The following is a 19219-nucleotide window of genomic DNA, read 5'->3' as shown; positions in this document are numbered from 1 at the left end:
TCCCTTAACTTACCCTTTGTCTACTTGAATAAAATCAATCATGGATCGTACCTCAACGGGACCTGGATTCGAGATCACATCCTCACGCTGCAGAGCTTCTCTTGAAGTAAATTTCACCTTTACCGGAATACCAGGGATCAGATCGAAGAAATTGTCCGTGAATATTCCTTCGCTCTCCGAAGACATCCATACCTGCTTGGCAAGCTGATCACTCTCCAGCACCAGATATTTTCCCTCTTCATCAGTCACTTCACTGACTTTAATGTTTGCTTGCTGCAGTGCAAGATCTTTGGCGGGCACAAAATAATGCTCCTGCACGATATCAGCCGCACCGTCCTGATGCAGGTCCAAACGCAGCAGCACAGCTGCCGGATCAAGCCCTTTGAGCCAATCAGCATGCTGCAGCGAACCTAGTTTCTCACCTGAATTCGGTGCCAAGCTGACTTCAAGTGTTTCATCCCGATGCACCTGGCCATCGAATCCGATCAGGCGAAGCTGAAGCTGCCCTTTCACCGGATTCAATTGGTCCGAGATCACATAAATATCCGTGAAGTCTTTCTGTGTACCATCCGCAGATACCAGCACATCGCTGAAACTGCGTTTGGCATAATACTGCAGTGCTTTCCAGCGGCCAAGATAATCCATCCCTGCCCACGAAGCGACAGGCCAGCAGTCATTCATCTGCCAGTACAGCGTACCCATGCAGTACGGCTTGCGGCGTCGATGAGCTTCAATTGCCGTTTTCATCGCTTCTGCTTGAAGCACCTGGCTCATATAGAGGAAGGAAGGGAAGTCCTTCGATGCAGGCAAATACATATCCATGTACTGCTTGATCAGCCGATTGCCCGCTCCGTTCTTTTGATGTGCCAGCATGACCTCTGATTCCAGCGCCAGATCTGCTTCCTCCGCATACGTTCGCACCGACTTGTATTCCGGGAACGATTGGAATCCATATTCACTCATGAAACGACCGACATACACATTGTAATTCTCAAAAGGTTCAACGTTGTGCCATACACCCCAGTAATGGATGTCCCCTTCCGATGTCGACGGATGGGCATGCTGCTTCTCGTCTCCTGACAGCGATACAAGCGGTGACGAAGGCCAGTAATCCATACCTGGTGCGTAGGCTTCCACAACTTCCGGCAGCAGGTCATGGAAGATGGCCTCATAGTCTGCCCAGATGCGATCACGCTGCTCGGCGTTATAATCCTTTTTCCAGCCCCAGCCTCCGTTCTCAATATAATGCGCCCAAGCCGAATCAATCTCATTGTTTCCGCACCACAGCACAATACTCGGATGGTTGCGCAGTCGTTTCACGTTGTCGATGGCCTCATGCCGGACACTTTCCAGAAATGCTTCATCCCCCGGATACATGCTGCAGGCAAACATAAAATCCTGCCACACCATGATCCCATACTCATCGCAAAGATCATAGAACACGTCCTCTTCATAGAAGCCCCCGCCCCATACACGCAGCATATTCATGTTGGACTCGGCTGCCGAGATGATCTCATGCAGATATCGTTCACGCGTCATTTCTGTAATGAAGCTGTCATTTGGAATGTGGTTGGCTCCTTTGGCAAACACCGCGACTCCATTCAATTCAAAATAAAAAGTTGCACCGGCTTCGTCCGGATCACGAACGAGACGGACAGAACGAAGTCCTGTCTGGACTTCATAATACGCGACTGCCCGCTCGCCCTGAAGCACCTCGGCTGCAAAAGTATATCGGTAAGGTTCACCCAGTCCACGGCTCCACCAAAGCCTCGGATCTGGAATGGACACGGGCACTTCCACTGTGTGTGAACCAGGCTGCAGAGATACTGCTGTCTCCCAGCGCTGACCATCCGCACCAATGCGAATAACAGTATCTATAGGCTGCGAAGTTTCAACTTCGACCACGGCAGTCACTTGAGCCGATGCGGCAGTCACTTCGTTTTGCCGGATAAACAAGTCTTTAATGGTTACGTCTGTCCAGCCTTCAAGCCTGACTTCTCGCCAGATACCGCTGGTGACAAAACGCGGGCCCCAATCCCAGCCATAGTGATATGGCGCTTTGCGGGCAAAAATACTGACACGTTTATCCCCAAGACCGCCCACATCGGATTGATCATTCGAAGCAGGCAGAGCGTACCCCAGCTTCTCCAGCTTCGGCAAGTCCTCCTGGATGGGAGATCGAAAACGAATACGAAGCACGTTGTCTTGTTCTTTCACGAGTGCTTTTATATCTGCCTTCCATACCCGGAACATGTTGTCCGCAGACAGCACATGAGTGTCATTCACGTATACATCGGCATACGTATCCAACCCGTCAAAAACCAGTTCCAGCTGTTCCTGTGCATAGAGTGAAGCCTCAACATCAAAAGCCGTTTGGTACTCCCAATCCTTCTTGTCGATCCACTGCACTTCCTTCTCGTTCGTGCCGTAGAACGGATCGGGAATTTTGCCCAGCCGCAGCAGATCCGTATGTACACATCCAGGCACTTGAGCCGGCATCCATTCCTGATCTTCACAAGCCTTAAACGTCCAGTTCTCTAAAAGTTGCGATTGTATTACGCTCATGACAGCCTCCCATGTGTTTACATTAGTCAATTCATTTGTTAGGTTTTGTTAGTATAATAGAAAACAATTCACAAAACAAAATTAACATGTTAGCTGCTCGCCAGTCAATGAATTTTGTTAAAAAAAGAACTGTGCACTTAATTCGCAAAAAAAAGACACAGAGAACGGCTTCTCCATGTCTTTCCACTGCATTCCTTTTTCCATTACACACGAACTCGGATAAAGGTGAGCCGCCCCTCATTAAGTTTGTATGGAGTGATACTCATCCCTCATCATTAATGCCGCGTGAATTAACTTTCGTTCATGGGGGGCTTCCGGATTGTTCATCCGCCACAGCAGCTGATCTACAGCCCGCGCCCCGAGATGTTCTTTGGGAATATAAGCTGTAGCCAAAATAGGATCATCCGTCCGGGTATTATCAAACCCCGTGACTGCGCAGCGCTCGGGCACCTCAACCGCACGGTTCCGCAAAGCCTCCATAATGATAAACGCTGTATGATCGTTCGCACATATGACCACTTCTGGAATGTCTTCATGCTTCATGTCTTTGATCGTCTGCTGCATTTCGATATACTCCTGTACCAGCAGTCCCGGATGCTGCTCTGCCTTCAGATTCATCTCCTCCAGTCCCATCCGATATCCCAGCCAGCGTTCCCGGAAGCTGACCGCATCCGGCAGCTGACCGGCAAACTGGAACCGCTTGTATCCCTTCGCTGCAAGCATAAGCACCATCTCTTTCATACACTTTACGTTGTCGGCAAACACGGTATCGGCATGAATGGCCGAATCCTCGTGATCGACCATGACAAGCGGGATGCGCAGACGGTATATTTCGAGCAGTACCGATGTCGAGATCGTACCGACCGTAATTACTCCCCGAATCGCCTCGGGATTCAGAACTGAAAACATATGATCCGAAGAAGGTTCTGTCAGCGTTAAGATGTCCATCCCCATTTCATTCAACCGGGCTGAGATGCCGTCGAATACAGGGCCCCAATACAAAGAAGAACGATTTTGTGAGCGTATGTTAGGAAATAGAACCAGTATGGTGCCCTCACACTTCTTCCTTGGTTTTGCACTGACAGAAAGAGGGTCTGACACTGGATAACGCTTCGGGTCTGTTTTAAAATAACCCAGCTGCCCTGCAGTCCTCACAATCATTTCTCGCGTGTACTCACTAACCCCCGGCTTTCCCGTCAGCGCACGAGAAACAGCGAACTTGGATACCCCCGCTGCATCTGCAATCTGCTGCATCGTCACTCTTTTGCCCATCTGCTCACCCGATTTTCCTGATTTTCCATCCAGTGTAGCATAAAAACCCGGATGAACAAAACAAGTTTTGTTCATCCGGGTTTTGTTAGGCTTCATAATAAGCATCTATTGTATCCCGATCATGGATCGGATTAACATCCACATCCATATCCTTTTTCATAAACTCTGAATTTCAAAAAAATTCATGGAAGCAGGTACATGTTACAGTACCGGGCGTTTGCTGCGTCTGAAGATAGGCAGAGACACTTTGATCTCTGTGATCAGAACGCCTGCCAGCATCAGCGCTGCTCCAACGTATCCTTGAAGTGTAAGTGACTCTCCTTGAAAAATAAAGGCAAACGCTGCCGCAAACAGCGGCTCCAGCGAAAAGATCAGGCTGGTTCTCGTCGGCGATGCATGACGCTGCGCGAAAGTCTGCAGCATGTAACCAAGCCCGCTGCATAATATGCCAAGTCCCAAGATTGATGCCCATGATTCCGGGGTATCCGGCAGCTGCGGCGTTTCGAACAAAAATGCGGCTGCGGTTCCCCATAGTGCCGCAGTCCCCAGCTGAACAACGCCAAGAGTAAGCGGATCATGCTTTGGCGTGTATTTACCTGCAAGCATGATATAAACGGCATACGCCAGTGCTGCGAGAATACACAACAGATCCCCGAGGTGCAGACTCATTTCATGCTGCAGCGTCAATAATCCAAGTCCTGCTACAGCGACCGTAATGCTGATAGTCAGTCGTTTATCCGGCAGCCGCCAACGCAGGATCGTCGTTAATATCGGCACGAAAATGACAGCCAGACTGATCAGAAATCCCGCCTGGGACGCCGTTGTCCGCTGCACACCATAAGTAATGAAGACAAAAGCAGCAAATAAAGCTGTACCGAGAATACCTCCCGCTGCCAGTGTCCCACGATCCACTTTCCACAAACGCCTGTGGAACAGCAGCCCTGCCGCTGCAAAAGCTATGCCGAATCGCAAAGCAATTAGATTAAGTTCCTGAATAGAGGCTAGTCCTGATTTCATAAACAGATAGGAAGACCCCCATATAACGGTTGCGAGCAGCATCTGCACATCTGCTCTTCGTGATGCTTGAATTTGTTTTCCCTTTACCCCGTCCATCCTGCTTCTACCTTCATTCTTCTATATAGTCTGAGCTGTATTGTATGTAATACCAACTAACTCACCTTGGAAAGTATATACGATCTCTTTGCATTATAAAAATGAATATTTATAATAGTTAATATGAAATAAACTCATGTATAACAATGCATGCCGACACAGAAAGGAAGTCTCCCTTCAATGTCTCTGATCAAATATGAGATTCTGAATACTGTCGTCGAATACGGCAGTCTGACCAAAGCATCCGAAGTCCTGAACATTACACAATCTGCCGTAAGCCACGCTATCACAAGTCTGGAGAGTGACTGCGGCTTTTCTCTGCTGCATCGAAGCCGCGCCGGTGTAAGGGTCACTGCTGAGGGGGAACGTATTCTCGGTTATACACGGGAGATTATACGCTGGGCGGAGCTGATGAATCAGGAGATTTCCTTGATCCGCGGCGCCGAGATCGGTACAGTACGCATCGGTACATTTGCCAGTGTCTCCACCCAGTGGCTTCCCGGTATTCTCAAGCAGTTCCGGCTTCACCATCCCGGGATTGAGATCAAGCTGTGGGAAGGTGACTATGCCGAGATTGAGAACTGGCTGGCCAGCGGTGCCATCGACCTTGGTTTTTTATCTCTTGGCGAATCAACACCATTCGAAACCATCACATTGCAAAAAGACAGGATGATGTGCATCCTGCCTCTTGATCATGATCTCGCTTCAGAGGAATCGGTATCATTCGAGCTTTTACTGGAACAGCCCTTCATCCTTCCCAAGTGGGGCGGTGACAACGAGATTGAACGTTTGATCCGGCAGCACGCCGCCAAGTTGAACGTTGTGTACGAAGTTGCCGAGGATCAGGCGATTATGGCCATGGTCCAGAGCGGACTTGGTATCAGTCTGCTTCCGGAGATGGTGCTGCAAAATCATACGCATTCCCTCGCTATTGTACCGCTTGCGGGAGATCCCTATCGAATGATTGGTCTAGCGTGCGCTTCGCTTCGCAATCTGTCACCGGCAGCACGTCGTTATATCGAGGAAGTACAGCAATGGCTAGGCTCTGATCGAGGAATATCACATTCATAAGAGGACTGAGAGGAAAGCGAAGACACGTCCATACTTTTGATTTTGCTTCTTCGTTAATCCCAGACCCGATCCAGCTGATCGGCATAATAACGTATCGCCCGGTTGTAGTCTTTGATTCGCTGATCTCCAGAAGTATCCGCAAGTTGAACGAGCAGCCGCTGCATCGCTTCCGTATGCTCTCCAAGGTTGTAGAGCACCATGGCATAGAACACTTCGAATTCACGGTGCTCTGGAAACTCCGTAATCCCCGTAAGCAACCATGTTCTGGCCTGCTCATATTGTCCGAGCGTACGATAGGTGCTCCCTAGACCTAAAATAGCCCCAGCCCGATCTTCCGCGGAAAGTTTCAGCTGTAGTGCTTGTTCATAATAGGGTACTGCTTCCCGTTCCAAACCGAGTGAATCATGGGCCCAAGCGAGTTGATACCAACCTTCTCCATTTTCCGGCTCCCGTTCCGTAATCTTGTGCAGAAGCTCGATGGCTTCCTGCATTCTCCCTTCCTGACGCCAGTGTAAGGCCTGCTGCAGATCATTCATGCTGTCACATCCTATATCAAAAATGGGTATTCATATACATCCCTTACAATTTTTCAACCAAACGCCGCCTAAAGCCACGCAGAAAAGCACACGTTGAAATGACAGCAGCGCTGCGTTTGAGCAGCCGCACTCCAACATGTGCTTCCTGAAGAGCGTCCCCGCTCTTTTCTGTTAAGTCCAAGTTGTATTTACGACCATGACGATAAATATAAGCATCAAATAATTGACCGAGATCAAAAAGTTCACCTTCGCCCACTTCTCGTCATCCTGTGTGTTTAAACCGCTGAGTGTATGTACAAACCAGATTATGCTGCTGATCAGAGATATGATGAGGAAGATCAGCCCGACGTAATCAAAATAATACAGCAGGAATACCGCAGGAATGAGCAGAAACACATAAGGTATCATCTGGAGCTTGGTTCGTTTCACCCCTTTGACCACGGGTAGAAGCGGAAATCCCGCAGCTCGATATTCTTCAACGCGACGAATACCCAGAGACCAGAAGTGTGGTGGCTGCCACAAAAATAAAAATGCAAACAGCAGCCATGCACCTGCATCAATTTCGTCCGTAACCGCCGTATAACCAATTACCGGCGGCATCGCTCCTGCAATCCCCCCCAGGGATGTACTCCACGTTGAACTGCGTTTCAGCCACATCGTATAAATCACGATATAAGCAAACCAACCAAGCAGCGCCATCCAGCCTGACAGCGGATTCACCAGCAGAAACAATACGGCTAAACCAGCCGCGCCGAGTACCAAACCGTACCCAAGAACGAATCCAGGCTTCAGATGGTTAATGTAGTCCATTCTTTTTTTCGTTCGTTCCATCTTCTGATCCAGCTCACGGTCCCAATAGTTGTTGATGACACAGGCCGAAGCAATGACCAAAGTTGAACCAATTAGAACCATAAGCAGCAATCCCCATGCGATATTCCATTGTGAAGCGACCCAGAAACCGACGGCAACTGCAAATACATTCAGCCTTAACAGTCCGGGCTTGGTTAGTGCAATCATGTCTTTAAGCATCAGAAGCCTCCTGAACGATGTAAAAACGCCATTCCTATAATGATACATGTACCAACAACGAATTACAATCGCTTTCAAGCATTTGTCATAACAAAAAGCATTCTTCCCCTTCTTAGAGAGGAAGAATGCTTTAACTGGTTGGATTAATCTTAATCTATGATTTATTTAAGGGATATACTGCTGTACAATCTTGATGACTTTACCATCTTGAATTGTAAGGTGATATGGGAATACGGAAAGATCCATAATCTGCTTGTTTCCGTATAATGATTCGAATTTGGACAGTGTCACCGGCTCGTTCCACTGGATTTCTGTTCCTTGTACTGTACCATCGCGATCATACAGCTGCATGAGCACTTTGGCGTCAGCATTGACCTCAACCTGTTCCTGCTCTTTATTATCATTAATAATATAGTAACCGTCCGGCGCTCCATCTATGCCCGCATCGGGATTACGCTGTTTGAAAATCTCATCTGCTTCTTCGCCTTGATACCAGCCAATTTTGTCTATAGTCAGCATTAATTTTCCGTCTTCAACACGCATTCCGTCAATATAAGCTGTATACACTTCGGAATTTGCGGGCTGTGCTTTATTCGCAGCTGGTGACTGAACATTCGTACGCTCCTCTGCATTCGCAGGGGTAAGCAAATATGTAGTCAGCACGATGATGCCAAGCAGAGCTGCTGCTGCACCGATCATCCGTAATCTCCATTGTTTCGCCGCGTTCTTCATGCCCATCTCTCCTTCATTTACGTGACTTTCAATAACCTTTAATAAATTTCACTTTCACTAACCAACATTTCTCTTCTCCAATTATTAAACGAAAGCTTTCCTTCTCAAACGAACAACCTGTATTTTTACGAGTTCATGTGCTATGTACTCATCATACGTCATACCGTTTCTTCAAAAGTATCAGCCAGATTAAAAATAGTTACAATCCACGTCATCACTACCGCACCTGTTTACCTGTTAAGATTAGAGAAACCCCAAATGAGATGCATTCGGGGTTTCTGCTTCATCTATCTTAATGTATGCTTGTCCGGTCAGCTTATGCCTGAATATTTCTAGTGACTTGTTCTGGTATCTTGGGCCAAACGAACCAGCATATGAGCCAGCATATGGCGCTCCTGTTCTTTCCCTACATTCCACAGTTCCTGCAGCAGCTTCTCTTCACGATTGCGAGGTTCTTCGTTAGCCGCCAAGTGATCTGCTACTTTTTGTGCGATTTTAGCCATCTGCTCTTCACTTAAACCGATGGATTCACCCATGGCAATCCGTTTGCCGAGGTATTCTTTGAATGCATCAAAATTTTGTAAAATCTGATCTCTTTCTTCGGGTGCAATCTTTTCAATTGCGCTGTCTACCTGATCTGTCGAAACCTGTCCGTTTTTGTGGATCACATGATTTTGTTCATTCATTGGTGTTACCTCCTCAGTTTAATTGCTTATTTATATTGACTGTTTATAACGAGCTTGCTAAAAGCTTCACAAGCAAGAGTCATTTATAATATAAACGTACTGCTGAAGTTTAATCAGTATACGTCAATTTCGTTTTTTTTGAGAATTATATGCGAAAACAGCCGTTTCAAAAATGATCATGGGGTTAATCGTTTTACATATACCATCTGATGTCTGGTTATGTTAGTTAATATGGATAACGACGGAGTTTAAGGAGGAAATCATATGAATGACAAGCCCAAACATGAGAAAACAAAAGATGAACTGAAGCCTGGTGTGAACACCGTTATCGAACCCGATCCAAGAAATCCAGGACCAACGGACATGATTGAAGGTGTTGTCGGTGATATCGTGGATAATATTCGCAAGGATTTTACCCATGACAAACCTGATCGTTCTGCGGAAAAGAACAAAACAGACCATCCCGAAAAATAAATATACCTTTATATTCCGTTAAACATGAGAAAGAGTCCTCCTTTTGCCTGCTGTCCGGCTTTGGAGGACTCTTTTTTACTTGTTTTTATGATGGCGTAACGCTTAACCTTTGGCGATCTGCTGCAGCGTTTTATGAATCCAGATCGCGGCAATAGCGCCTTCACCCATAGCAACCGTTGCCTGCTCTGCATGAACACCAAGGTCCCCTGCAATCCACACCTGTGGTGCGGCCTGCATGCTGCGAGGGTTTGCTTCCACATGTTTATTGTCTGCTATGACAGCACCCAGCTGTTCGGCAAGTTCGTAATGAACCCGGTTACCGCCAAAAGCAATAAATCCACGTTCCGATTCGAAAATCTGCCCATCTTCGGTGAGTACACCAGTGATATGCCCATCCTCCATCTGCTGTACTTCCTGCACAGCCGCTTCCAGATAACGGACTCCCGCCTGCTTCATCTGACGATGAAGCTCGGCAGAGATCTCTGTCTGTTCATGATTGATATATAACAGATCCTCTGTGCGTTCAATCAGAGTCATCGCCATATTTGCTCCAGCTTCACCTGCTCCCAGCAGAATGGTCCGTTTCCCCTGTATTTCATATCCGTCACAATCGGGGCATACGTAGACGGTTCTGCCAAGGGTTGGCTTCAATCCGGGTATATCCGGCACGCGGTCCGTTAACCCGGTGGCCAGCAGCACCGTTTTGGCCTCATATAAGGTTCCCGAAGAACCTTTAAGCCTGATTTTTTCGTCCTTCACACGTACAGCTTCTATAATTCGATCCCGTTCAATAGACACACCTGTTCGTTCGGCCTGCATTCTGCCAAGGTCTCGAAGTTCTTGTCCCGAGATACCATCCGGGTATCCAAGAATATTATGGTACGTTCTACACAGCGTTGACCGTCCTTCTCCGGCATCCACAACCAGTACTTGATGCGCTGAATAACGTCCAAGCTGGATGGCAGCTTGAAGCCCTGCGAGCCCCCCACCCACAATAATGCAATCCATCTCTCGCATGCTTCTTCTCCTCCTGTATATCCAATACTTGATTTTATAGGGTATAACCTACAGGACCATCGTTGTCCTTCTATACATTAAACCGTACAAACAGGCTTAAACGCCCTGACTTATCCCATAGCTTATACCAAAAATAAAAGACCCAAACCTCCGGTTTCAGCCAACGAAGGTTCGGGTTCACTGCTCCATAAGAGCTTGAGCTTGGTCAGAACGTATACGATTCAAACTGCAAGGCGTTAGTAATCGCATTCCATACATCGGAAGTCTCTCCGCCCATGTACCAGTATGCGAGACCTGCAATGTTCTGTTTACGGCTCATCAGTACTTTGGCTGACAGCGATCGGCTATCTTCTGCCCAGATTGCTCTTGCCGTTTGGTTGGAAATATAGTTGATGATGTACTGGTTCAATCGGGTATCCCAGTGTTTGAAAGAACCCGATGCGGCTGCCCGCACCCCCTGCTCGCCCAGCGTAATATCCCAAGAAGCTCCCGCCGGATTTACAGCGGACCAGTCCCTCGTATACAACGGCAGTGCCATTATCGTTTTCGCCCGATCCACTTCAGACACCATCTTTGCCAGCGCGCTTTCCACCCACGGAAGCGATGCCACGGAACCTGCTTTAGGGTCACCATTCCAATGCTCCTCATAATTCATAAGCACCATGTAGTCCGATACCGCGCCCAGTTTAACGTAATCAAAGGCTGCCGTCCAATCTGAACCCAGATTAGGTGAAACATCGACCGATACGACAGCACCGAGAGTATGCAGCGAAGCCGTTAACGAGGTCACGAAGGAGGTGAAACCTTCCCGGTCGGCAGGGTCCACATTTTCAAAATCCACATTGATGCCGCCAAGTTTATATTTTTTAACCAAAGCACTTATCTCGCGAACAACCGCTTCCCGGTTCACGGAGCTGGATAACATCTGATGGGTCACGGCTGCGTTGGAACGATTACCGAGCATGGGCCAGAGCTGTCTGCCCGAAGCAGCTGCCCAGGAGATCAAAGTCGAATTGGCATGATTCGAAACACTCATATCCTTGTTCAGGAAAAACCAGCGCGGCACTACGGTGTTCACCGGGGACTGCTCTACTTGGTTGATAAACGCTGCCGCCGAAGAATTGTACTGCCACCCCAGTTGAATTCCAACGTCCGGTTTGCGCTTGATTTGCGCTGCCCAAGAAGGATTTTGTAATACGGAATCCAGCATAACCGCTGCTTCTTCACGAGTGACTTGGTCACCCGGTCGGAAAAGTTCACTGCTTCCGCGCATCAATCCAAGCTGGTGCACCTTCTGTACATATGGACGAGCCCAGTCTGAGATATCCGCTGCGTCCTTATATGTATAGAATAAAAGATTATTTTCTACAGGACGCTGTTTCAGCATACGAACAAGCAGAGCCGCCGCCTCTTCACGGGTAATGGAGGCATTAGGCTTGAACATATTCTGACCTTTCCCTTCTAGGATAGATAGATTGGTCATCGCCCCGACATTACCGTAATACCAGGCTTTCACAGGAGTATCCATGTAAGGAGAGATATTGTTCGAAACCGGTTTTAATCCGAGCAAACGTACGGCAAATGATGCAAATTCTGCCCGTGTGACCGCTTTTTTGGGTTCAAATGTATGCTGTGTCGTTCCCGCAACAATCCCTTTGTACACCAGGCGGTCGATGGCTTCTCTTGCATAACTTGTACGTGCATCTTGGAAAACAGGCTTCAAGCTCGTTTCTGCGCTTAGGGTGCTTCCACAACCCATCATCGAACCTAACACGATGGCGCCGCATAAAACAATCTTCCACATTGGACGATATGTTCTATTAACATCTATTATTTTCACAGTAAAAAGCCTCACTTCAATAGTTTACGATCTTCATCATCGTATCAAATTGAAGCGAGGCCGTATGTGGTTAAATGTTGGTAATGAAGGATTTACTTGTGTAATTTTAACTTGGTCTCGTGTACTTTCTTACTTGTGTATTTTAACACGCTCTTCGATCGGCTGGAATTCTTTTTCGCCTGGTGTCGCTGTTGGCTTACCAAATGGCATCTGAGCAATAAGTCTCCAGTTCTCCGGAATGCCCCATTCCTGCTTCACTTTCTCATCAATCAATGGATTGTAGTGCTGCAGGGAAGCCCCGAGTCCCTCTTGTTCCAAAGCTGTCCAGATGACCAGCTGCAGCATACCGTTGGATTGATTGGCCCAGATCGGGAAGTTGTCTGCATAGGCAGCAAAATTCTGCTGCAGCTGTGCAATCACATTGTTGTCTTCAAAAAACAGAACGGTACCGTATCCGTTACGGAAACCGGCCATCTTCTCCGCTGTAGATTGGAACGCCTCTTCATTTCCTACAACTTCACGCAAAATGTCTTCCGTGTGATTCCATAATTGATCATGCTGTTCACCGAGCAGTACAACTGCGCGGGAGGTTTGTGAGTTGAATGAAGTCGGTGTATACTTTACCGCTTCTTCGACGATTTCCTGAATCTTTGCATCCGAGATTGTAGATTCCTTACTGATTCCGTAATAGGATCTTCTGTTCTTTAACGCCTCAAAAAAAGTAGACATTCGCATACGCCTCCTAAATGATTTATAGTTCACTGCCAATACAGTAACTATAATATAGTAACCTACATTAGTCAATAAACTATTTTATTTTCACTCTTATCAACTTAATAGGTTTACACTTTCCTCTTTTTATGTTTCCACAGCCTGCTCATCTCATTCATCTCTCTTACGGTAATCTGCCCGGTACTTCTCTTCTGTAGAGGAATTACTTTTGGTCTGATCTTTATTTTTCTCTTCTTGCGCTTCCATATTCAGATCCTGCATCGGAATGGGATCTACGGTTTGTTCCTGCTCATATCGGTCCAGCATGCTTTCTTTTTCCGTCTTGTATTGATCTGGGCGGTCATGCATTTTGTCCTGCGTGCCATCATTTCGCTGCTGTGCTGGTGTCTGCTTTTCCATGATTCTTCGCCTCCTGCAGTTGATTTCTCATAATTCGGATGGTTAATGATCATTTCATCGCATCCATTCTTTACCTTTCTTTACCTGTTCGCCTGGATTTCTAAACATTTGCAGCTGCTGTAAAATAAAATCTAAAAAGCCGACCCCATCATTTGCTGGTCGACTTCTGAATAACATATTTACCTTCGCTGTCAAACTTCGTTTGGAAACCTGCCCGGTCCCTACAGCTGCCGATGTAGCTGACTTCGATACAAGTCGGGCGAGCAGCCCACACTTTGTTTAAAAATCCGGCTGAAATGAGACAGGCGCTTGAAACCGGACAATCGGCTGGCTTCCGTCACACTCATCTCAGGCTGAAACTGAAACAGCAGCTTCGCCTGATTGATGCGTCGATCATATAGATATTTGAATATGGTCAGTCCGGTCATTTCCTTAAACATGCCTGCCAAATAGGGCTTCGACAAATGCAGCTCCTGTGCGAGATCATCCAGTCCGATGTCATGCATGTAATGGGTATCGACATACCGGATGATATGCTGCACATGTCTCTCTTTTTCCGATGATAGACGCTGTTCCTGTACATGACCCTGACAGATTTCTGCCACACAATATAACAGATCACAGACCCGGACATGCATGCGTTCCTGCCTGAACTTGGAGGAATGGCTGGATAAGTGATGTAAATCGTGCAGCAGCGCCTCGAATTCCCTACGAATATCACCGGCAAGGTTTACCCGGCAGTTACCCAATTCATCAAACGGCTTCAGCACCTCTTGAATGCGGTCCGGGTGCAGACTGCTGCGAATAGCAGATGGGTCAAAATGAAGGGTTGTACGCACGTAGGGTTTGCCGACTTTGGGATGCGGCCGGTGCAGCGTCAGTCCATGCATTAATACCAGATCACCCGGTTCCAGGTTATATACCCGATCCCCAATAATATAATTACATTCTCCGTCATGAAAATAATAGATTTCATAGTGCGGATGCGAATGAAATCCGTCTGACTTCCCGGGATCAAACTGACTCGTGGCTTTATAGGTATACGCCAGTGGAGCGTTAAACTGCATCATGCTGGGCACGTCATCACCTCCTGTCCGTAAGAAAAGCAGGACTGCTCTTTCATAAGGTGCTGTCCTGCTCCTATTCCTCTTATTTTATAACAGTTCTCGGATGCTTGCTTTGATCTCGTCCATGGAATCAATCGGTTCAAAACGGCGAACGACCTGTCCTTCGGCATTAATCAGAAACTTGGTGAAATTCCATTTAATTGCGTCTCCATGCAGCCACTCTGGTGCTTTGTCCGCCACCATCAGCTTCAGCAGTTTGGCCTGAATATCGCTCTCATCAAAACCCGCAAATGGACCTGACTTTTTCAGAAAGTCGTACAGCGGATGCGCCGCTTCACCATTAACGTCCAGTTTGGCAAACATCGAAAATTTCACACCGTAGTTAATCTGGCAGAAAGATTCCGCTTCCGCACTGCTGCCCGGCTCCTGCTCAGCAAACTGGTTGCATGGAAAACCGATAATCTGCAAACCCTGGTCTTTGTATTCATAGTACAGTTTCTGAATATCATCGAATTGGTGGGTGTACTTGCACTTGCTGGCCGTGTTCACAATCAGTACAGGCTTTCCTTCATATTGATACAGCGGGAAGCGCTCTCCACTCGTTCTGGTCACAGTAAAATCATAGATAGTTGGCATAAGTTGAAGTGCACCTCGCAATGGTTATGTAACTGCTTATTTTCGTAGAATCACTTCTCATTATATACGAAGCATAGAGCCTAAGCTATGACCATTCCTGCCAGTGCTGTTCCAAAAAAATGACCTCTTTCTCATAATGAGCCAAATGACCTTCTTCAACCATCATTACAAACGCCGCGTCACCTGCAGCGGCACGATCTTTCAGTGTTTGGCACATAAAGCGGATGCGCGACACGACCCACTGCTGCAGATCGGGCGGAACATCCAGCCCGTAAGCTTCCATAAACAATTCAATCCGTCTCTTCCGAGCGACTGCATGCGATGCACAATCATATGGGATCACTGATTTCTCCCATCCCTCATCCAACTGAGGCGAAAAAGTCGCAAGTGGAACACAGGTATATAAGGTGTAGGCGATATCCCATAAACGCGGACCTGGACAAGCCAGATCAAAATCGATGATCCCCTTCGGTAAGCCATCCTTGAATACCAAATTGTACAGCGCAAAGTCATTATGACATATGACTTCTGCTTCCTCGTTTACAGCCTGTACGGATTCCATTTCTTCTTCCTTTTTCTTTACTCCTATCCCCGGATAGCTATTGCCGGGACGGGCCGTCGCGCTGAAATTCAGGGTGGCATCGTGATAATCTCTTAACAGGCGTGCGATTGCTGTTAATGCATCATCTGACCACATGTAACTTGCTATCTCTGGATAATCGTTACCCGAGACGTCTCCGTCAAGGTAAGAGAGGATTTCCCTGCCCGCTGCATCAATGCCGAGATACCGCGGCGCCTGATGGAAGCCCTCTTTTTCCAAATGCAGCAGCAGTTCATGTACATACCGATCCGGACGATTACTCCGGCGAACCGTATCTCCAACACGCACCACCTCATTCACATTACCGCCTGTTAACTTCTCCTCCTGCTGCTCGGACACTGGACTCCCTCCTTGTTACAGCTCTTTGGCCGTACCCTATTTGCGTTTATCTTTATTCTTGTAAGTTCCCGGGAAACCGGAAACCAGCAGCACAAATCCGACAAAAAACATGAAATATACGAGCAAACCTGTAGGCACATCCACCTTTCGGCTTACCTCCCTGAGAGCTTGTTCCGAACCGCTGCCCGCCTCCACCAGTGCCGCCGAAAACCGGATGGACATTCGCTCCAGCGTGGATATCAATACACTCGCAATCATTAATACGACACCCAAAATCTTGTTCATCTGATCCAAAACGTAAACCTCCTTCATAAATGTCCAAACGTGCTGTGCACATCAATTTAACAAGCACTCACGACGTAACTGACACACCGCCTTTATTCAAAAAGAACCTCACTGTACACTCCGGTTAACCATGTTTTGAGTGTTTGAGCGAGTGCATAATGGTTGGGCAGGTCTTTAGGAATGACTCCTCCGATATTTCCCGCCTCACCCTGCGTTAAGCAGGTTAGCTGCAGAGCATCCGAATGGCCATAGATGTACGAAAGCAAGTATTCGGTGTACTGACCTGTATGCTGTTCTGTATGCTGTTCTGTATGCTGTACCGTGTGATGTTCTGTCTCTTTCGTTCGTTCTGTCCGTTCCATCGGCTCAGTCTGCTCCATTGATGGCATGGGCATATTCGGCGAAATCTCAGCCATTCGAATTCGGGTCCCTGCCCAAATGGGCTGCTGATCCTTTATTTGATCCATGGGTATCCAGATCTCTTTTGTCAACAGCATGTACTCCTCTCTTTCATGTGCTTAACTTCTAGTATAATCCATGTTCTTCCATTAGGGAATTTCTACAGGACCTTAAATAATCGGTATACGCGCACATCAAACAGCGTCGTCATTACGGACGGCGCTGAGGCGTATTGTATTTTTGAGATGAAACTTGGAATTGAACCTTTAACTTAAAATAATAACCCGGATTAGCTGCTTCCAGCTTATCATGTAACCGCGGCAGGATGCAGCTCTGCACGGCTTTCGAGAAAAGCAGACCGCTCGACATGATATAGATCGTATATCGGATGCTTCACATTAATCGCCTCGGCAACCTGTGGATAAAGGTCATTCGCCAGTCTGACGTAAGATAGTTTTTCCACGGCTTTGCGGGAGCGCACATTTTGCCTGCGTATTTTCATAAAAACGGTCTGTATGCTTTGTTCAAGAAATAACTCTGTTAAGAAGACCGACTTTGCTTGTTGACTGTATCCACGGCCGAAGTATGGTGCACCGATCCAGGTTGCCAGGAATCCGGTGTTGTTCACGATGTGATACAGATCAATGGTACCGATGGCGGTTCCCGTTTCATCCATAATGGTACGCGAGATCACAGTTCCCTGCTCTTCCTCGGCGATCAGTTGCCGGGTTAAAAACAGCAATTCCTCTTGTGACTGACATGCATAACGAACATAAGGAGCAACCGCGGGGTCCATCATCAAGCTGTACAGTGATTGGCATTCATGCAGCTCACGCTTCTTCAACATTCTGTCTACCACCCAATCCTTAAAGTTCGCTAGATCAAAGCAAAATTAAGTATAACCAAGGATGTGCGGCATATTATGAATTCTGCTTGCTGCTTATGTAAAATTCGCAAACCAAACGTGAAAACTGTTCTCATTAGATGCGATACGCGTGAAACATATTGAAAACGGCATGTTCCTCATAGAGAAACATGCCGTCTGACCTTATGACTGATGATGTTATTACTGCATACCCTGCATAATCGCATTGATAATATTTTGCTGTGTCACCGTATTGTTAAACCGGTTAAACAAAGCAAACCCATGCTGACCGTTAAACCCGTTGTCCCAGTATACCGGAACCAGCTTGTACTTTTTCGCGGCTGCTGTAACAGCCTTGGCGTATACGGCACGATACGTGCTGCTGCTCGAATCATATGAGGATTTATCAATGGAACCGAACTCTCCCATCACGACGGGATAACCTTGTGTCACGAATTTATCGTGCATAGACTTAAACTGGGAATCCAGATAGTCCTCCTGTCCCCATGTTGACTTTTTGGCAGGATTGGTCGCTGTCGCTCCCCACTGCGTAATGTTTCCATTCTCTTCACCAGCAAAATCCCAAGGAGAATAATAGTGTGCCGAGATCATAATTCGTTTCTGCGAACTTGGGATCGCAGCGGATCTGAAATTATCACTTGGAACGACAAAGCCGTAATTTCCAACCGTGTAATCAATGTTTGTATTCCAGCCCGGAACAAGCAGCCATCTGGCATTGTTGTTACCGCCCGTCTTCCGAACCGTATCCACGAAAATCTGATTATACGCGTTCAAATTGCTGTAGTACGATGTATTCGGGTTGTTATAGTTACCATCGAATACTTCATTCATGGATTCAAATACAAGACGTTCGTTATAACCGCTGAACTTGGCAGCAACCTGCTGCCATACCTTTTGATACTTGTCCCGAATCACATTCTGATTGCCGCTGTTTACATGCAGCCACGAGCCGGGAATGGAGTGAAATCCATCTCCATGCATATTGATAATCACGTACAGGCCTTCGTTATACGCATAGTCTACAACTTGCTGTATGCGATTCAGCCATGCCGCGTTTACCGTGTAATTGGGAGCGCTTCCAATATAATTGAGATAAGAAACCGGAATACGAATCGTTTTGAATCCTGAGGCTTTTACCTTTTTGATCAGCTCTGGGGTAATCGTTGGATTGCCCCATGACGTTTCATTAGGTGTACCGTTTACCGTAGCTTCCAGCTGATTACCCAGATTCCAGCCTGCTCCCATCTCCGCAGTGATCTGGGCAGCGGTTAATGATCTCATGTCTGCCGCCGATGCTTTGGCGCTCCACCCAGTGAACGCTGCTGCAGCCATAAAGAGCAGGGCTAAACTCCCAATACCAAGTTTCTTCCATTTTTTCATCATCACTTAACCTCCGCTTATTTGATTTTGAACAAGCAGTTGCAGTTCCTTCAGATTAGTGATTCATCTGGATGAATTCGAATGATAGTATCATGGAATCGAAAAAGGCAATCCTCCCTTCTCTACGCTATGGATCCTGAAGCGAAAAAGCAGTCTAACA

General features: G+C 47.1%; 20 protein-coding genes. 2 read left to right on the top strand and 18 right to left on the bottom strand.

The annotated features are described in order from the left end of the window. Positions 1-9 precede the first annotated feature (9 nt). From MKY97_RS12225 to MKY97_RS12215, 3 genes are all read right to left on the bottom strand, one after another. Positions 10-2565: a glycoside hydrolase family 2 protein gene (locus MKY97_RS12225; protein ID WP_342555681.1), complete on the bottom strand. Its 2556-nt coding sequence runs from the start codon at positions 2563-2565 to the stop codon at positions 10-12. Between the two features lie 240 nt (positions 2566-2805). Next, entirely contained in the window at positions 2806-3942 is a 1137-nt protein-coding gene (locus MKY97_RS12220; protein WP_342555680.1) for a LacI family DNA-binding transcriptional regulator, read from the bottom strand. A gap of 96 nt (positions 3943-4038) precedes the next feature. Next, positions 4039-4950: a DMT family transporter gene (locus MKY97_RS12215; RefSeq protein WP_342555679.1), complete on the bottom strand. Its 912-nt coding sequence runs from the start codon at positions 4948-4950 to the stop codon at positions 4039-4041. A gap of 180 nt (positions 4951-5130) precedes the next feature. Here MKY97_RS12215 and MKY97_RS12210 point away from each other — a divergent pair, with 180 nt between their 5' ends. Continuing rightward, positions 5131-6021, top strand: a complete 891-nt coding sequence (locus MKY97_RS12210; protein WP_342555678.1) for a LysR substrate-binding domain-containing protein — start codon at positions 5131-5133, stop codon at positions 6019-6021. A gap of 53 nt (positions 6022-6074) precedes the next feature. On the opposite strand, the gene MKY97_RS12205 is transcribed toward MKY97_RS12210, so the two are convergent. From MKY97_RS12205 to MKY97_RS12190, 4 genes are all read right to left on the bottom strand, one after another. After that, positions 6075-6557 carry a tetratricopeptide repeat protein gene (locus MKY97_RS12205; RefSeq protein WP_342555677.1) on the bottom strand — a complete coding sequence of 161 codons (483 nt, stop codon included), beginning with the start codon at positions 6555-6557 and terminating at the stop codon, positions 6075-6077. Positions 6558-6728: 171 nt separating this feature from the next. Beyond that, positions 6729-7586 (bottom strand): heme o synthase, encoded by an 858-nt coding sequence (gene cyoE, locus MKY97_RS12200; protein WP_342555676.1) that lies wholly within the window; start codon positions 7584-7586, stop codon positions 6729-6731. A 165-nt stretch (positions 7587-7751) separates the two neighbouring features. Beyond that, positions 7752-8318, bottom strand: coding sequence for a hypothetical protein (locus MKY97_RS12195; protein WP_342555675.1), 567 nt, complete (start codon positions 8316-8318; stop codon positions 7752-7754). A 332-nt stretch (positions 8319-8650) separates the two neighbouring features. Beyond that, positions 8651-9004, bottom strand: a complete 354-nt coding sequence (locus tag MKY97_RS12190) for a DUF3243 domain-containing protein (protein ID WP_342555674.1) — start codon at positions 9002-9004, stop codon at positions 8651-8653. Positions 9005-9268: 264 nt separating this feature from the next. Between MKY97_RS12190 and MKY97_RS12185 the strand changes: the two genes are divergently transcribed. Further along, entirely contained in the window at positions 9269-9478 is a 210-nt protein-coding gene (locus MKY97_RS12185; protein ID WP_342555673.1) for a hypothetical protein, read from the top strand. Between the two features lie 102 nt (positions 9479-9580). Here MKY97_RS12185 and MKY97_RS12180 read toward each other — a convergent pair whose 3' ends face one another. The 11 genes from MKY97_RS12180 to MKY97_RS12130 all read right to left on the bottom strand — a co-directional run bounded on the left by MKY97_RS12180 (position 9581) and on the right by MKY97_RS12130 (position 19062). After that, on the bottom strand, positions 9581-10495 hold the full coding sequence (locus tag MKY97_RS12180; protein ID WP_342555672.1) for an NAD(P)/FAD-dependent oxidoreductase: 915 nt from the start codon (positions 10493-10495) through the stop codon (positions 9581-9583). A 205-nt stretch (positions 10496-10700) separates the two neighbouring features. Continuing rightward, positions 10701-12335: an S-layer homology domain-containing protein gene (locus tag MKY97_RS12175; protein ID WP_342555671.1), complete on the bottom strand. Its 1635-nt coding sequence runs from the start codon at positions 12333-12335 to the stop codon at positions 10701-10703. Positions 12336-12464: 129 nt separating this feature from the next. After that, positions 12465-13064: a nitroreductase family protein gene (locus MKY97_RS12170; RefSeq protein WP_342555670.1), complete on the bottom strand. Its 600-nt coding sequence runs from the start codon at positions 13062-13064 to the stop codon at positions 12465-12467. A gap of 153 nt (positions 13065-13217) precedes the next feature. Next, on the bottom strand, positions 13218-13466 hold the full coding sequence (locus MKY97_RS12165; RefSeq protein WP_342555669.1) for a hypothetical protein: 249 nt from the start codon (positions 13464-13466) through the stop codon (positions 13218-13220). 221 nt (positions 13467-13687) lie between these two features. After that, complete coding sequence (locus MKY97_RS12160) at positions 13688-14536, bottom strand: AraC family transcriptional regulator (protein WP_342556309.1); 849 nt, start codon at positions 14534-14536, stop codon at positions 13688-13690. An 84-nt stretch (positions 14537-14620) separates the two neighbouring features. Beyond that, on the bottom strand, positions 14621-15169 hold the full coding sequence (locus MKY97_RS12155) for a glutathione peroxidase (RefSeq protein ID WP_342555668.1): 549 nt from the start codon (positions 15167-15169) through the stop codon (positions 14621-14623). A gap of 85 nt (positions 15170-15254) precedes the next feature. After that, entirely contained in the window at positions 15255-16109 is an 855-nt protein-coding gene (locus MKY97_RS12150) for an aminoglycoside phosphotransferase family protein (protein ID WP_342555667.1), read from the bottom strand. A 36-nt stretch (positions 16110-16145) separates the two neighbouring features. Next, positions 16146-16403, bottom strand: coding sequence for a hypothetical protein (locus MKY97_RS12145; RefSeq protein ID WP_342555666.1), 258 nt, complete (start codon positions 16401-16403; stop codon positions 16146-16148). Between the two features lie 83 nt (positions 16404-16486). Further along, positions 16487-16885, bottom strand: a complete 399-nt coding sequence (locus MKY97_RS12140; protein ID WP_342555665.1) for a hypothetical protein — start codon at positions 16883-16885, stop codon at positions 16487-16489. Between the two features lie 215 nt (positions 16886-17100). Continuing rightward, positions 17101-17640, bottom strand: a complete 540-nt coding sequence (locus tag MKY97_RS12135; protein ID WP_342555664.1) for a GNAT family protein — start codon at positions 17638-17640, stop codon at positions 17101-17103. Positions 17641-17859: 219 nt separating this feature from the next. Further along, positions 17860-19062: a glycoside hydrolase family 5 protein gene (locus tag MKY97_RS12130; protein ID WP_342555663.1), complete on the bottom strand. Its 1203-nt coding sequence runs from the start codon at positions 19060-19062 to the stop codon at positions 17860-17862. Between the last annotated feature and the right edge of the window lie 157 nt (positions 19063-19219).

It is taken from the genome of Paenibacillus sp. FSL R7-0652 (assembly GCF_038595045.1).
Classification (GTDB): domain Bacteria; phylum Bacillota; class Bacilli; order Paenibacillales; family Paenibacillaceae; genus Paenibacillus.
Note: the sequence above shows the minus strand (reverse complement) of the source record. Positions and strands in the feature narration are given on the sequence as shown.

Bases quoted from the DNA above. Each gene is read 5' to 3' on its own strand.
- MKY97_RS12195 (WP_342555675.1), bottom strand. From the start codon at position 8,318: ATGAAGAACGCGGCGAAACAATGGAGATTACGGATGATCGGTGCAGCA.
- MKY97_RS12215 (WP_342555679.1), bottom strand. From the start codon at position 4,950: ATGGACGGGGTAAAGGGAAAACAAATTCAAGCATCACGAAGAGCAGAT.
- MKY97_RS12225 (WP_342555681.1), bottom strand. From the start codon at position 2,565: ATGAGCGTAATACAATCGCAACTTTTAGAGAACTGGACGTTTAAGGCT.
- MKY97_RS12165 (WP_342555669.1), bottom strand. From the start codon at position 13,466: ATGGAAAAGCAGACACCAGCACAGCAGCGAAATGATGGCACGCAGGAC.
- MKY97_RS12205 (WP_342555677.1), bottom strand. From the start codon at position 6,557: ATGAATGATCTGCAGCAGGCCTTACACTGGCGTCAGGAAGGGAGAATG.
- MKY97_RS12190 (WP_342555674.1), bottom strand. From the start codon at position 9,004: ATGAATGAACAAAATCATGTGATCCACAAAAACGGACAGGTTTCGACA.
- cyoE (WP_342555676.1), bottom strand. From the start codon at position 7,586: ATGCTTAAAGACATGATTGCACTAACCAAGCCCGGACTGTTAAGGCTG.
- MKY97_RS12220 (WP_342555680.1), bottom strand. From the start codon at position 3,942: ATGCTTATTATGAAGCCTAACAAAACCCGGATGAACAAAACTTGTTTT.
- MKY97_RS12155 (WP_342555668.1), bottom strand. From the start codon at position 15,169: ATGCCAACTATCTATGATTTTACTGTGACCAGAACGAGTGGAGAGCGC.
- MKY97_RS12210 (WP_342555678.1), top strand. From the start codon at position 5,131: ATGTCTCTGATCAAATATGAGATTCTGAATACTGTCGTCGAATACGGC.
- MKY97_RS12135 (WP_342555664.1), bottom strand. From the start codon at position 17,640: ATGTTGAAGAAGCGTGAGCTGCATGAATGCCAATCACTGTACAGCTTG.
- MKY97_RS12170 (WP_342555670.1), bottom strand. From the start codon at position 13,064: ATGTCTACTTTTTTTGAGGCGTTAAAGAACAGAAGATCCTATTACGGA.
- MKY97_RS12180 (WP_342555672.1), bottom strand. From the start codon at position 10,495: ATGCGAGAGATGGATTGCATTATTGTGGGTGGGGGGCTCGCAGGGCTT.
- MKY97_RS12185 (WP_342555673.1), top strand. From the start codon at position 9,269: ATGAATGACAAGCCCAAACATGAGAAAACAAAAGATGAACTGAAGCCT.
- MKY97_RS12130 (WP_342555663.1), bottom strand. From the start codon at position 19,062: ATGATGAAAAAATGGAAGAAACTTGGTATTGGGAGTTTAGCCCTGCTC.
- MKY97_RS12160 (WP_342556309.1), bottom strand. From the start codon at position 14,536: ATGATGCAGTTTAACGCTCCACTGGCGTATACCTATAAAGCCACGAGT.